This is a genomic window from Priestia sp. J2, assembly GCF_020790095.1.
GTDB lineage: Bacteria > Bacillota > Bacilli > Bacillales > Bacillaceae_H > Priestia > Priestia zanthoxyli.
On the sequence record NZ_CP086208.1, the window covers coordinates 4,448,014 to 4,461,493 of the forward strand.

General features: G+C 38.5%; 15 protein-coding genes and 1 other annotated feature (1 of these 16 cut by a window edge). All 15 genes read right to left on the reverse strand.

Annotation, left to right across the window (positions count from 1 at the left end; translation table 11 throughout):
• Window positions 1-26, reverse strand: a sequence feature (ribosomal protein L21 leader region) (it extends 46 nt beyond the left edge of the window).
• A 78-nt stretch (window positions 27-104) separates the two neighbouring features.
• Window positions 105-1,574 carry an Rne/Rng family ribonuclease gene (locus LJY09_RS23070; RefSeq protein WP_099000509.1) on the reverse strand — a complete coding sequence of 490 codons (1,470 nt, stop codon included), beginning with the start codon at window positions 1,572-1,574 and terminating at the stop codon, window positions 105-107.
• A gap of 83 nt (window positions 1,575-1,657) precedes the next feature.
• The gene (locus tag LJY09_RS23075; protein WP_028411715.1) at window positions 1,658-2,524 is read right to left on the reverse strand and encodes a M50 family metallopeptidase; all 867 of its coding nucleotides are present in this window, start codon (window positions 2,522-2,524) and stop codon (window positions 1,658-1,660) included.
• A complete protein-coding gene (locus LJY09_RS23080) occupies window positions 2,517-3,299 on the reverse strand; it encodes a M23 family metallopeptidase (protein WP_028411716.1) in 783 nt (260 codons plus the stop codon). Before LJY09_RS23080 ends, LJY09_RS23075 begins: the two co-directional genes overlap by 8 nt.
• A 120-nt stretch (window positions 3,300-3,419) precedes the next feature.
• Window positions 3,420-4,220: a septum site-determining protein MinD gene (gene minD, locus LJY09_RS23085; RefSeq protein ID WP_013059341.1), complete on the reverse strand. Its 801-nt coding sequence runs from the start codon at window positions 4,218-4,220 to the stop codon at window positions 3,420-3,422.
• A gap of 2 nt (window positions 4,221-4,222) precedes the next feature.
• Entirely contained in the window at window positions 4,223-4,906 is a 684-nt protein-coding gene (gene minC, locus LJY09_RS23090) for a septum site-determining protein MinC (protein ID WP_028411717.1), read from the reverse strand.
• Window positions 4,907-5,022: 116 nt separating this feature from the next.
• On the reverse strand, window positions 5,023-5,541 hold the full coding sequence (gene mreD / locus LJY09_RS23095) for a rod shape-determining protein MreD (RefSeq protein ID WP_014458115.1): 519 nt from the start codon (window positions 5,539-5,541) through the stop codon (window positions 5,023-5,025).
• Window positions 5,541-6,422 carry a rod shape-determining protein MreC gene (gene mreC / locus LJY09_RS23100; RefSeq protein WP_013059344.1) on the reverse strand — a complete coding sequence of 294 codons (882 nt, stop codon included), beginning with the start codon at window positions 6,420-6,422 and terminating at the stop codon, window positions 5,541-5,543. The genes mreD and mreC overlap by 1 nt, the downstream gene beginning before the upstream one ends.
• Window positions 6,423-6,441: 19 nt before the next feature.
• Window positions 6,442-7,467 carry a rod shape-determining protein gene (locus LJY09_RS23105; RefSeq protein ID WP_013059345.1) on the reverse strand — a complete coding sequence of 342 codons (1,026 nt, stop codon included), beginning with the start codon at window positions 7,465-7,467 and terminating at the stop codon, window positions 6,442-6,444.
• A gap of 229 nt (window positions 7,468-7,696) precedes the next feature.
• On the reverse strand, window positions 7,697-8,383 hold the full coding sequence (gene radC / locus LJY09_RS23110; protein WP_028411718.1) for a RadC family protein: 687 nt from the start codon (window positions 8,381-8,383) through the stop codon (window positions 7,697-7,699).
• 15 nt (window positions 8,384-8,398) lie between these two features.
• Entirely contained in the window at window positions 8,399-8,968 is a 570-nt protein-coding gene (locus LJY09_RS23115; RefSeq protein ID WP_033579650.1) for a Maf family protein, read from the reverse strand.
• Window positions 8,969-9,079: 111 nt separating this feature from the next.
• A complete protein-coding gene (locus LJY09_RS23120; RefSeq protein WP_028411720.1) occupies window positions 9,080-10,162 on the reverse strand; it encodes an SPOR domain-containing protein in 1,083 nt (360 codons plus the stop codon).
• A 118-nt stretch (window positions 10,163-10,280) separates the two neighbouring features.
• Window positions 10,281-11,036 carry a prepilin peptidase gene (locus LJY09_RS23125; protein ID WP_099331310.1) on the reverse strand — a complete coding sequence of 252 codons (756 nt, stop codon included), beginning with the start codon at window positions 11,034-11,036 and terminating at the stop codon, window positions 10,281-10,283.
• Window positions 11,033-11,227 (reverse strand): hypothetical protein, encoded by a 195-nt coding sequence (locus tag LJY09_RS23130; RefSeq protein ID WP_028411722.1) that lies wholly within the window; start codon window positions 11,225-11,227, stop codon window positions 11,033-11,035. Before LJY09_RS23130 ends, LJY09_RS23125 begins: the two co-directional genes overlap by 4 nt.
• 186 nt (window positions 11,228-11,413) lie before the next feature.
• Window positions 11,414-11,971 (reverse strand): DUF420 domain-containing protein, encoded by a 558-nt coding sequence (locus LJY09_RS23135; RefSeq protein ID WP_028411723.1) that lies wholly within the window; start codon window positions 11,969-11,971, stop codon window positions 11,414-11,416.
• 156 nt (window positions 11,972-12,127) lie between these two features.
• Window positions 12,128-13,426 (reverse strand): bifunctional folylpolyglutamate synthase/dihydrofolate synthase, encoded by a 1,299-nt coding sequence (locus LJY09_RS23140; protein ID WP_028411724.1) that lies wholly within the window; start codon window positions 13,424-13,426, stop codon window positions 12,128-12,130.
• Between the last annotated feature and the right edge of the window lie 54 nt (window positions 13,427-13,480).

A 13,480-nucleotide genomic window follows, 5' to 3' on the forward strand; every position in this document is an offset into this window, starting at 1 on the left:
CCTGTTCTGAGCGGTTGTAGCACGGGTGCTACAAACCAACATATTAAATCTTACTACAAATCAAAGGTTAGTGTCAATTGGAATTCATGTTTTCTTCTAAAAATTTATATAGAAGCAGAGACCCTTTTTTGAATCTGCTCTTTCGACCCCAATTGACGCAAAACAAATGCGTTTGTATAATCATCGCTTGGCGTAAGATATACGGTTTTTTTAACCATTTTCTCTAGAGCTTTGAGAAACCCTTGAGCTTTCATTTCATTTATAACATCACTTCGCGTCTCAATCCAAATAGCCTCTTCTTCCGCGCCGCGATGTTCCCAAATTACACGTTCAATTTGAAAAGCAACCGTTTTGGAATCAATCATTTTACCGGTTCCTTCACATACTTCACAAGGCATAGTTAATGTTGACCCAATGCTATTGCGCACTTTCTTCCGCGTTAATTGCAATATGCCGAGCTCTGTAAAGCCAACTACATTCGTCCGCACTTCATCTTGTTCACATAGCTTTTTCATGTACCTTTCTACTTCTGTCCGATCTTCTTTATGAGACATATTTATAAAATCAATTAAGATCATGCCGCCTAAGTGACGTAATTGCATCTGTTTGGACAGTTCATACGCAGCTTCCATATTTGTTTGAAACATCGTCTTTCGAATATTATCTTTTCCTGAAAACTTCCCCGTGTTCACGTCTACGACCGTCATCGCTTCCGTTTCGTCAATAACGATATAACCTCCACTTTTGAGCCACACGATTCGCTTTAAAAGCTTCTCTATTTGCCGTTCCACATCATAAAAGGAGAAAATATTTTCATTTCCTTTATAGTACTCTATTGACGAGTTAGGGTAGGCAGCTTGAAGATGCTGATATAGGTCAAAGTCATCTACTACTATCCCGTCAATTCCTTGTTGAAGTGCAGCTTGCACTCTTGTTTCGAGAAAATCTTGTCCTTTGCTGACTAGGGCAGGAGCTTTCATTCCCTGTGTCTGTCGTTCAAGGCGCTCATATTTCTTCTGTAGCTCTTTTATTTTGTGTTGGACCGCAGCTTCTGATTTTTCCTCAATCGCTGTTCGAAATAAAAAGCCTTCCATCCCCTGTTTTAACCGCTCGCCAAGCTGTTTCCACTGTTGGCGTTTTGGCTCATCTATTTTTTTGGATACAGCGACATAGTTTCCGTGCGGTAAATATACAAGCTCATCAGAAGAAAATTCAATAATACCCGTCAGCTTCGGCCCTTTTGTTCCAATGCCTTCTTTTACAACTTGAACCAATACTTTTTCTCCTTCACGAATAAAAGCAGACATCGGCTGCTGATCCTTGTGAGGATTATCTGACTGCTGATAGGATACAAGTTCATTTCGATGAATAAATCCGTTCATTGATAAACCAATATCGATAAAGGCTGCTTGCATATGCGGCAGGACTTTTACGACTTTACCCCAATATATATCACCAATAATTTGATTCTCGCTTTGTTCTTCTAAATATATTTTTTCTAGTGTTTTATCGTTTATCACGGCTATACGTTTGGAAGAAGTAGCCGCGTTAATGATACATGCCTTCACATACATTGCCTCACTTTAATCTAAATTCATAGGAAAAAGTTCGGTCAGTGCAACCGAACTTTTTTCATTCTATTCTATGTTACTAGAAATCAGTAAACTGTTACAAGTTCATCTAGTGGGCTATTTGTTCTTTTTTCTACAAAGTAAGCGTGTAAAAGTTCATTTTCATCAATTTGTACATGCTCGCCTGTTTGAGATGTAGCAATAATCATATGCTTACAACCTCTTTGGAATTTTTGCAGGACTTGATGGAGCGTCTCACTGGTTGATACACTTAGCGTTTTTAAAACTCCAATTGGATGCTCTTTTCCATGATACCTCTCCAACAAAAAGCGCATGTAGACAAATTGCCTGCTCTTCCATTCCAAATATCCGGATATAATTAAAAATGAAATAACAATCCATAAGTGCAGCTGAAAAGGATGCATAATGACGGCGTAGATAATACCGATAGCTAAAAAAAACGTTGATAACCGGAGTGCAAGCTTATGCGCTTCTAAAAATGGTAAAGAACGACTGCACATTAAAAAAAGCAGCTTCCCTCCGTCCAATGGCCAAATGGGCAAAAGGTTAAACAGTAAAATTACTGTGCATTGAAACATAAATTGCTCATACGTTTCCAAAGACAACACATTTATTTTCATTAATAAGAAAGCAGCTCCAAACATCCAAAGATGCTGAAGAGGTCCACTTATTGTCACAATAAACTCTTCTCGAAATGGACGATTACCATGTTCATCTACTTCTGCTACTCCTCCAAAAGGTAAGAGCATAATTCTACGAATTCGCCAAGAAAAACACTGAGCCGCTACGGCGTGGCCCAGTTCATGAATAATTACAATAATAAATAACAAAAAAAGCTGCTTTACCGTAGCCGTTAAGATACCAATTACGAAAATCCCCCAAAACAATGGATGAATGTGAATTTTCATTAATAACGAAAAAGCACTATTCAAATTGAATCACCTGACTAGGATCCACAAACTTATCGCCTTTTTTAATAGCAAAATAGAACGTTCCAGCATCGCCTTTTTTACTGTTTTCCACAATTCCTACTTCTTTGCCTTTATTCACAAAATCATACATGCTAACATTGATTTTTTTGAGCTGTCCATACCAAGTTTCAGTTCCATCGGCATGTTGAATAATAACGGTATTCCCAGTATCATCACGTTTTCCTACATACCTTACAATACCTTCACTCATTGCTTCTACAACAGAATCCACTCCTGTTTGAACCGTCACGCCTTGCTTACTTTGAGCAAATGTTTCCGTTACTTTCCCTGAAGCTGGAGTAGCGTATTCTCCGCTTACACTTTGCTCCGTTTTGCTAGACTCCTTATTCGGCAGGAGCGTTAACGGCTTCCCAAACTTATCTTCATACCAAGAGGAAACAGCTGCAAACTGAAATTCTTTATCCATTGTTTGTTGAACCACCACTCTGGCCTGTTCAAAAGCAGGAGAAGCGTTCTTGAACATAATCCCTACAATTAACACTAAGCAGGCCGAAGCTAAAATTTTAAATAAAAAGCGTTCTTTTCGAAATAACGGGTGATATTCCTTTGCTGATGGTGTGTATTCAACCGCAGAATAATCCATCGATCCATATTTTTCTTCTTCACTCATTAAGGACGTATGAAGAGGTTCTTGAGGAAGACGCTTCGTTGTATTTAATTGTTTTCGCTTGCGCTCAGCAATTCGTTTACGGATTTCATCAGCACGTCGATTCATGATTCATCATTCTCCTTGTTCTTATCGTATAATCAACTATATGACTTGTCCGTGGAGCTTATGACAGCTTGACTCTACAAAATCACACAAATAAAAAAAGCTTCCTCTATCGGAAGCTTTTTAAGAACGAACACCAAAGAATCGTTTAATACGTGCAAACATTCCCTTATCTTCTTCATCTAACGATTGAAGAGGAACCGTTTCACCTAGAATACGTCTTGCAATATTACGATATGCAATTGATGCTTTGCTTGATGGATCCATGACAATTGGTTCACCGTTGTTAGAAGCACGAATAACATTTTCATCGTCAGCAACGATTCCAATTAAATCAACAGCCAGAAGCTGAGAAATTTCTTCCACGTCCAGCATGTCTCCATTTTTCATCATATGACTACGGATTCGGTTAATAACCAGTTTTGGAGATTCGATATCCTCTTGCTCCAATAATCCAATAATACGGTCAGCATCACGAACAGCTGAAACTTCCGGTGTTGTCACAACGAGTGCCTTATCAGCGCCAGCTACGGCATTCTTATAGCCTTGTTCAATACCAGCTGGGCAATCAATAACCACATAGTCATAGTCTTGCTTTAACTGAAGAACTAACTCTCGCATTTGTTCTGGTTGAACAGCTGTTTTGTCACTCGTTTGAGCAGCAGGAAGTAAGTACAAACATTCAAAACGCTTGTCCTTAATCAAGGCTTTTTGCGGTTGGCATCGACCTTCTACCACGTCTACAAGATCATAAATAATACGATTTTCAAGCCCCATTACAACATCCAAGTTGCGTAAGCCGATATCAGTGTCTACTAGACACACGCGCTTTCCAGCTAATGCTAGAGCAGTACCTAAATTGGCTGATGTCGTTGTTTTTCCAACTCCACCTTTACCAGACGTAACAACAATAGCCTCTCCCACTGTCAAATTCTCCTTTCTACCCTGGTCAAATTCGGTCTTAGATGCGGTAAAGCTTGCACGCGATCTATCACCATTTGATCATTATCATCTAAGTATGCACATTCCATTATATTCTCTTCCTTCTCACTGCGCTCTTCTTCTGATCGGGTAATGATATCAGCAATGCGCAGCTGTGAAGGTTTCATTAACGATGCAGCAATAACGGCGTTTTTATTGCCGCGATATCCTGCATGAGCAATCCCTTTTAAAGCACCTAATACAAATAAATTTCCTCCAGCTACAACGGTTCCTCCGGGATTTACGTCTCCGACTAGAAGCAAATCGCCTTCTACATGGAGAACCTGTCCTGAACGAACTACCTTTGTAACAGATACTAATTCACTTTCTTCTCTTACTCGGACTGCATCTTGCTTTAAAATAACGTTACTATCAATTTGTTTAACTACTAAATACTGATTTTCTTCTATGAGCGCCTTCAATTCGGTTTCCTGCTCTGTAGTTAAATAACGATTTCCGATTTTGACATACACTGTGACGATTTGATCGGCATCGCCATGCTTATTTGTCAAAAGCTTCGTCTTAAGTTCCGTCAAAAGCTCTGCAAATGAACATGTATCATTGAGATGCAACGTTAATCCATCTTTTGTTCCTTTAATTGTCACATTTTGTTGCTTTTGTTTATTCAAGACGCTCACCTCAACGAATATATAATTTCGACAGAGACTTACTCAATTCCTTTTTTTCGTTTCTTCAATCAGCATTTTTATCACATCACGAACGAGAAGCGTAATATATTTTCGGATCAGCGTTCATCGATAAATTTAGCGAAATATTGAAAACATCTTTGAAGCGGAAATGCAAAAATGAGTGCAAATATGGCATTTAAAATGATGGTTGCGTAAAATCGCTCTTGCAAGAAGCGACCAATGGTCATATCGGATATATTAATAATGCTATTAATTCCATATACATAAAACTCAATAATGGCTACAGCTAATAGCGACATGCAGATTACGATAAGCGTATTTTGCTGAAAAATCTTCATTAGTTTTGATACGATATAGCATACGGCCGGCAATCCAAGCGCGTATACTCCTAAGACATCCGTAAAGGCAATATCGTACATGAATCCAAGGATTACCCCATATAGCATCGCTTGCTTTGGGTGATAATACACTGCCATAAAAGCCAGTACCACTACAACAAAGTGAGGCGATAGAATCCAGTCTCGCCATGGTGATGCCATGGCGACAAAATTAACAAAGATACTTTCAAACATAAAAACGACAAGCACGAGAATAGGAAGGACAAACCGCTTCATCAGTTAGCCTCCTCCGCCCCTAAATCGTCTTCAGCAGCGGGCGCACTTCTTTTAGCTACAACTACGTTATCTAAGTCATACAAGTCAGCAGCAGGTTTGATATAAGCTTTTTTCGTTAATCCATATTCATCAGGCTCAATTTTTGTGATAACGCCAATTGGAAGATTGCTAGGAAAAATGCCGTCTTCTTGTCCTAGACCGGACGTTACTACTTTTTGCTTTTCTTTAATATCAGCATCAAAAGGAATACGACGCATAACAAGCGCCTGTTCTTTATCATCATAGCCTTCAATTAAACCAAACACTTCTTTTTTAGCCTGAATTTTAGCAGATACACGGTTTGTACGATCTGATGAACTAATTAACTGCACAGTAGATGTGAACTTAGATGCATGCTTCACTTTACCAATCAGCCCTTCAGGAGTCATAACAGCCATATTTTCCTGTACATTATGAACCGTCCCTTTATCAATGGCAATTACCTCATGCCAACGGTCTGGATTACGAGCAATAACTGTTGCTTCGATTGGATTGTATTGACTTAAATCCGTTTTTTTGTCGAGCTGTGCTCTTAATTTTTTATTTTCTTGCTGCAAAGCGTTGGCTTTCGTTTCTAATTGCATGCGTTCGTCTAAACGGGCTTTTAATACCTCGTTTTCTTCATATGTACGCTTTAAGTCACCTACATTCTGAAAGAAACCCGCTACAAATTGTGCGGGTTCATTAAAGGTAGCCTGAACAAGACCAACCGTATCTTTGACAAACTGTTCAGGCCACGTTACATTTTTACGACCATTTAACGAAAAACCAATCAATGCCACTAATACAATAATACTGACCAATAAAATAACTAAACGTTTATTTAAGAAAAATTGTGGCACGATCTACACCTCTTAATATTTAGCGATATGAATCGCTTGTACGATTTTTAAATAAATCAATGTGTTCTAACGCTTTACCAGTTCCAATTGCAACACAGTCAAGCGGATCTTCTGCGATGACAACCGGCATATTTGTTTCTTCACTAATAACTTTATCTAAATTACGTAGCAATGCGCCACCGCCTGTTAATACAATACCGCGATCCATAATATCTGCCGCAAGTTCAGGTGGTGTTTTTTCTAATGTACTTTTTACTGAATCGACAATAGAAGCCACTGTATCTTTTAGCGCTTCTGCAATTTCTTCTGCTGAAATTTCGATTGTTTTCGGTAGACCTGTTAGTAAGTCACGTCCGCGAATTTCCATGTTTTCAATACCTTCTGGAATTCCGGCAGAACCGACTTCTACTTTTAATGCTTCTGACGTACGCTCACCGATCATTAAATTGTAATTCTTGCGAATATATTGAATAATCGCTTCATCCATCTCGTCCCCAGCGATACGGATTGACTGACATGTTACGATTCCGCCTAAAGAAATAATCGCAACTTCTGTTGTTCCTCCACCAATATCTACTACCATACTTCCCGTTGGCTCCCAAACCGGTAGATTGGCGCCGATTGCTGCAGCAAACGGTTCTTCAATTGTATACGCATCACGCGCGCCAGCCTGACGAGTCGCATCAATAACGGCACGCTTCTCAACAGCTGTAATGCCAGAAGGTACACAAACCATTACATACGGCTTACCCGCAAACAAACTTTTTGTTTTTTGAGCTTGATTGATGTAATATTTCATCATCGTCGCAGTTGTTTCGTAATCTGCAATAACTCCATCTTTCATTGGACGAAGGGCTACTACGTTCCCAGGTGTACGACCAATCATATTTTTTGCATCGTTACCTACCGCAACGATTTGTTTTGTATCAGTTTGCAAAGCCACAACAGACGGCTCACGCACAACAATTCCTTTTCCTTTTACATAAACGAGCGTATTTGCAGTACCCAAATCTATTCCAAGGTCTCTAGTACCGATTCCAAACATGTGTCTCTTCCTTTCTCTTACCAAAATGCAAAGGTAAAAATTCCATAATTCAATTTCTTCATTTCATAAGTAACATTTTTTATTTTCTATACTTTTTTCATAGATGTCAACGCCAAATATTGTATGATAAAAAGTCATACTTTGTCTATTAATAACGAATGATTGTAAAGAACTTGTCATTTAAAATCATGACTACTATTATAACCCAAGGATTTTAAAAAGCATAGCCTTACATGTATCCTTTTTCTTTTAAACTAATATATTTTCGATCTCCGATAATTAAATGATCTAACAATTCAATTCCTATGATAAATCCGCACTCTTTTAAGCGCTTCGTTACCTCTATATCTTCTCTGCTGGGAGTAGGGTCGCCGGAGGGATGATTATGAATACAAATAAGAGATGCAGCTGAACGGCGAAAGGCTTCTTTAAATACTTCTCTTGGATGGACAATAGATGAATTGAGGCTTCCGATAAAAATGGTTTGCTTGTGGAGAACTTGATTTTTCGTGTTGAGGTATAAACAGACGAAATGCTCTTGGGACAGCACGCGCATTTCTTCCATCACATAATTAGCTCCGTCTTCAGGGCCATGAATGGTATATCGCTCACTAGATTTCCGCTGTACAATCCTCTTACCTATTTCAATAGCCGCTATAATTTGAATCGCTTTTGCAGGTCCGATACCTTTAATATTCATCATTTCATCAAGCGATGCATGCTGTAAAAGTTGAAGACCTTCAAAATGCGTTAATATGCGATTGGACAGCTGAAGAACAGATTCATCTTTGGTTCCGGTGCGCAGCAAAATAGCAATAAGCTCGTGGTTAGAAAGACTAGAAGCACCCATTGCCACAAGGCGCTCTCGAGGTCTTTCATCTTGAGGAAAATCTTTAATTAGCAATGATTGATCCAATTTCGTCACTCCTTTTTAGTAGACGAAACCGTATTGTTTTAGCTCACGTATTGTTCGGGAGAGCGGCAAGCCCACCACGGAGAAATAGTCTCCTTCAATTTTTTTAACTAGCGCAGCACCGAGCCCTTGAATTCCATAAGAACCAGCCTTGTCCATAGGCTCTCCTGACTCTACGTACTGTACGATTTCATCTTGTTCAATCGGCCAAAACTCTACATCAGTTTGTTCATAAAACGTATGAACTTTTGCATTTGATACGAACGCTACTCCAGTTAACACCTGATGTTTTTGACCTGACAGCATCGTAAGTGTTTCAATCGCTTCTTGTTTCGTTTTTGGCTTTCCTAAAATACGATTGCCATATACGACAACTGTATCGGCGCCTAGGACCATATCCTCTTTATAATGCGAAGCGACGTCCACTGCTTTTTGCCTAGCTAAATCCATTACTACCTCGGACGGAGTGTATGATGGATTGACGATTTCTTCAATTGTACTAACGTGAACGGTAAAGGGAATGTGAAGCTGCTGAAGTAATTCTTTTCGACGAGGAGAGCCTGAGGCTAAAATTAATGTTTGTTTCATACATCTCACCTTTGCATTTTGATTTTAAAAAAGAAGGACACACCGTTATTTTAGCAATTTCATCTCTAAATGACAATAAACAAGTGAGGCAGCATTACACTACCTCACCTGTTAAGACGTTACAAGGCTTTCATACTGCTGAAGAGCTTTTAACACGTATCGCTGAGCAAGCCAAGCGTCTTTACTGCTTTTATTGTCTTCATATGAAGATAGAGAAGCCGCAGCCTTTTGAAGGGTGCTCACCATGGTTTTAATGTCTTCATTTGACGCTTCTTTCTGAACTTTTGTCAGCTCTTTTTTCAAAGATTTGATATCGGCTACCCGCTCTCCCTCAATCGCTTTAACAGATTGATCTAAGAGATTAGCCATAAACGGCTGCGCTGTTGTTATAACCGTTTGATCTTTTTTCCCTAATTCGCTAGTGGGCTTAATTTCATAAGACTTTACATATACATCTTTACCTTGTTGTTTATACGTTTTACTAAGTGCCTTTGCTTTTTCTTCTCCAGTGGCAGCACCAACGACAAGAGAATAGGTTTTAGGTGAAAAAATCTCGCCTGCTTCGTTCTCTTCTTTCCATTTATCCATTGCTTTATTTGCAGCAGCTTTTGATGAAAAAGCACCTGCTTGCACAATGTAAAAGGAAAAAGGGTCTAAAGTAGAAGCAGCAGCTGACGTATCCTTCGATTCCTGTTCGCTTTTCTTTTCAGCTTTACCAACACTTTCAGTGGCAGACGCTGTTTGAGCAGCTTTTTCTTCTTTCGCTCGCTCACTTGTTTGTGCTTTTCCTACAGGCTGTTCGCTTCCTGTCATCATTTTCACACCAACCATACCGATGCCGCTGCCTATTCCGACTGCTAGTAATACAATCACAGCCGTTCGTTTGATCACACCGCCGTTTACTGTTTTAATCGAAACATTTTTAGGGTGTAATCGCGGCTTTTTCTTCTTTTCATTTCTTACATCTTCAATAAACACCACTTTATTTTCTTCCACATGAGAATCTTTGGATGCCGGTTCCGGAAGAACCCACGTAAATTCGTCTTTTTCCGGCGCTTGTTCTTCCTTCTCATCCTTAGATTGACCATTGATTTTAATTGAAATTTTTCGTTCCTGCTTGTCCACTGCCCCACCGCCTTTAGTTAACGTAGTCTTAGTACCGGTTGTAAGCTGAGGTAAACCGACATAAAACATACACTTTTTTCCATGCTATCATAGAAGAAAAAAAAAATAACAAGACATTTGTCGTCTTGTTACAAAAGGTTTTCGCTATTTAGTTACAGAAATTTTAACTTTGTCGAAGACTTGAAGCTCAATAAAAATAGTTGCTAACATACCAATCTATCAATTCGTTTCCATGAAAATAAGCAGCGATTGTCCCTATAAAAATAAAAGGAACGAAAGGAATTGGTACACCTATCTTTGCCTTTTTCATTAATAATGCTCCTATACTAACGGTTCCGCCTATTAATATAGCTAAAAAAAGTGATAGCAAAACAAGCTTTACTCCAAGCACAATACCAATCAAACCATACAATTTAATATCTCCTTCTCCAAGGCCTCCTCTGCTGAGAAATGCGATTAGAAAGAGGAGAAAAAATGCGATTCCTCCTCCCATTAAAGAATCACTCCACGAAGTTAATGGAATGAAAAGACGCTCAAGAAGAAAGATAGGCAAAAAGAAAAGCAGCACCTTATTTGGGACAATCATATAGGCTATATCTGAGACAACGATAATTGTTAAAAAAGAAACAAAAGTTAATATGACAATCAGTTCTAACGTCATATTCAATTTAAAAAAAGCATATACAAATAAACTTCCTGTCGAAAATTCTACGAACGGGTAGATGAAGGAGATTTTTTTGCGACACATACTACATTTTCCTGCATTTTTAATGTAGGAGACTACGGGGATTAACTGTTGTGGAGAAAGAACGTATAAACAGTGTGGACAATGAGATCTTGGAGATAAAATAGATTTTCCCTGAGGAATTCTAAGGCCTGCTACGTTATAAAATGAACCTAGAGTGATACCTAAAACGAATAGATAAAGGTAAATTATACTCATACGACTCCTTCCATTTCAGGGGTATAGAATACTAACTGTAGATTTTCTTTTGAATGGGGCAATGTATCTTTTCCTTTTAAATAGCTGCCAATAAATGGAATAATAAAAGCTGCTAGAAGACCTATTACGATAACCAGTATGATCACTTGCGTGAGAGAAAGTCCTTTATTCTCTTTTGACAGTTTATCCATTTCCACACCTCTCTTTTATTGATTAGTATCAAACAGCTCCTTCATTAATAAACTGAATCTTAATACCCATAAAAGTCATATTCTGTATGCCTCCTTCCTTAAAACACACCTTTTATAGGTAATAAGGATTATACCACTAAAAAACAAAAACAGCATAAAAAAAACGTCTGCAAAAGCAGACGTTTTTTAATAGTAAGGAGCCATAAATAAGTAGACAATTACACCTGTAAGGCTTACATAAAGCCAGATTGGCATTGTCCATCGCACAATTTTTTTATGTTTTTCAACTTGCATTGTCCAGCCCCACACAAGTGCAAACAGTGCCAGCGGAACGATAATCGCTGCTAAGAAACTGTGTGTAATCAAAATAAAGAAGTAAATGGGACGAACAATTCCTTCTCCACCAAATGTAGCTGTTTCGGTTGAGATATAGTGGAACGTTAAATATGAAACTAAAAAGAGCAGTGTAGAAGTGAATGCCGCTAAGATAAACCCTCTATGAGCATTGATGTTTTTTCTAAAGATTGAAATCAACGCTGCAACTAAAAAAATAAACGTAAAACTATTCAAAATAGCATTTAACCGTGGAAAGATAGTCAAATCAAAACTTACTTTTCCTTGATAGCCAATATTCGAAAAGAATAGCAGTAAGATAATAACATTCGCTATCACTGAAAAGGTAAGAATAATACCGGTAAAGTTTTTATTACTTTTCGGTACAATTTTTTCATTATTCTTACTCATGTTAACAATCTCCTTATTTAGTGATGTACATGTTTATTATATATCACTTACCTAGGGGGTGAAAGTGACAATACTTTGAACTTAGTGCTTCCTTATTATTTGTATCCCTTTCTTACATTATGTTAAAAGCAGCAAGAGTTCACTTGCTGCTTCTGCTCATTTGAGAAGAAAGGCCCGCACTTCTGATATAAAATACAGAGACCCTGTAATCACGACCATGTCTTGTTCACCTGTCGCCTTTTCCTTTACGTAAGCAATTGCTTTTTTCCACTCCTCGTCCATATGCTTATTACGATGAGTACTCATCTCATAAAGCTCCCCAGCTGCGCGAGCACGAGGAAAGTCAAACGACGTAAATGTAATACTTGCAGCGATTGTTTCAAGTTCTTGGACCATTCGATCAGCGCTTTTATCATTTAAGCAGCTGAAGATTAAATGAATGTTTCGATCTTCATAATGAAGGCGTAAAGTAGATAACAAGCTATCAATGCCTTCTGCATTATGAGCCCCGTCAATAATCGTTAAAGGATGCTCATTTACTATCTCAAAGCGGCCGTTCCACTTTGTATGCTGAATCCCTTTTATCATTTGCTCATTGGAGATAGAAAGCTTTTTCTTTTCTTTTAAATAACAAACGGCCATCACAGCCAAAGCTGCATTTTTAACTTGATGATAGCCAAGCATATTTAATTGCAAGTGTTCAAATGTACCATACGGCGTTTTTAACGTAAAGCCTTCTCCATTTGCTAAGGGCTCATAGTTTTCAATTTTAAATTCTTTTCCTAACACAAATAACGAAGCCTGCTTCAAATTTGCCTCTTCTGTAATGACGTCAAGCGCCTTTACTTGCTCTGCACCAGTAATAATAGGGACTTCTTTTTTAATAATCCCCGCTTTTTCTGCTGCAATTTCTTCTACCGTATCACCTAGTATCGCCATGTGATCAAATCCAATGTTTGTAATAATACTCACCATAGGATTCACAACGTTTGTTGAATCATATCGTCCCCCAAGACCTGTTTCAAACACAACATAGTCAACTGAATCATGATAGCCGAAATAAAGAAAAGCCATGATTGTAATCACTTCAAATTCCGTTGCTGACCCTAAGTCCGTATGTTCTAGTCGCTCCACTACAGGCTTTACTTCCTGAACAAGAGCGGTCATTGCTTCATTTGAAATAGGCTGTCCATTCACGCTAATCCGCTCATTAAATGTTTCGATATAAGGGGAAGTAAACGTTCCAACTTTATACCCTGCTTCTTCTAACATATTTCGCAAATACGAAACAGTAGAACCTTTACCATTCGTCCCAGCAACGTGAATAGCATTTATATTTTGCTGCGGAAAATCAAGCTGCTCTAGCATCCATTCCATTCGTTCTAACCCCGGCTTGATTCCAAAGCGAAGTCTGTTATGAATCCAATCAAGCGCTTCTTCATATGTCGTTATCATCTTTTATTCACCTTTCTTTTCCATCGCTATTATTATGTAAAGAAAAAGCGTCGC

Coding starts and splice junctions, on each gene's coding strand:
- LJY09_RS23070 (WP_099000509.1), bottom strand. CDS start 1,574: ATGTATGTGAAGGCATGTATCATTAACGCGGCTACTTCTTCCAAACGT.
- LJY09_RS23080 (WP_028411716.1), bottom strand. CDS start 3,299: ATGAATCGACGTGCTGATGAAATCCGTAAACGAATTGCTGAGCGCAAG.
- mreD (WP_014458115.1), bottom strand. CDS start 5,541: ATGAAGCGGTTTGTCCTTCCTATTCTCGTGCTTGTCGTTTTTATGTTT.
- LJY09_RS23105 (WP_013059345.1), bottom strand. CDS start 7,467: ATGTTTGGAATCGGTACTAGAGACCTTGGAATAGATTTGGGTACTGCA.
- LJY09_RS23115 (WP_033579650.1), bottom strand. CDS start 8,968: ATGAAACAAACATTAATTTTAGCCTCAGGCTCTCCTCGTCGAAAAGAA.
- LJY09_RS23120 (WP_028411720.1), bottom strand. CDS start 10,162: ATGTTTTATGTCGGTTTACCTCAGCTTACAACCGGTACTAAGACTACG.
- LJY09_RS23125 (WP_099331310.1), bottom strand. CDS start 11,036: ATGAGTATAATTTACCTTTATCTATTCGTTTTAGGTATCACTCTAGGT.
- LJY09_RS23130 (WP_028411722.1), bottom strand. CDS start 11,227: ATGGATAAACTGTCAAAAGAGAATAAAGGACTTTCTCTCACGCAAGTG.
- LJY09_RS23135 (WP_028411723.1), bottom strand. CDS start 11,971: ATGAGTAAGAATAATGAAAAAATTGTACCGAAAAGTAATAAAAACTTT.
- LJY09_RS23140 (WP_028411724.1), bottom strand. CDS start 13,426: ATGATAACGACATATGAAGAAGCGCTTGATTGGATTCATAACAGACTT.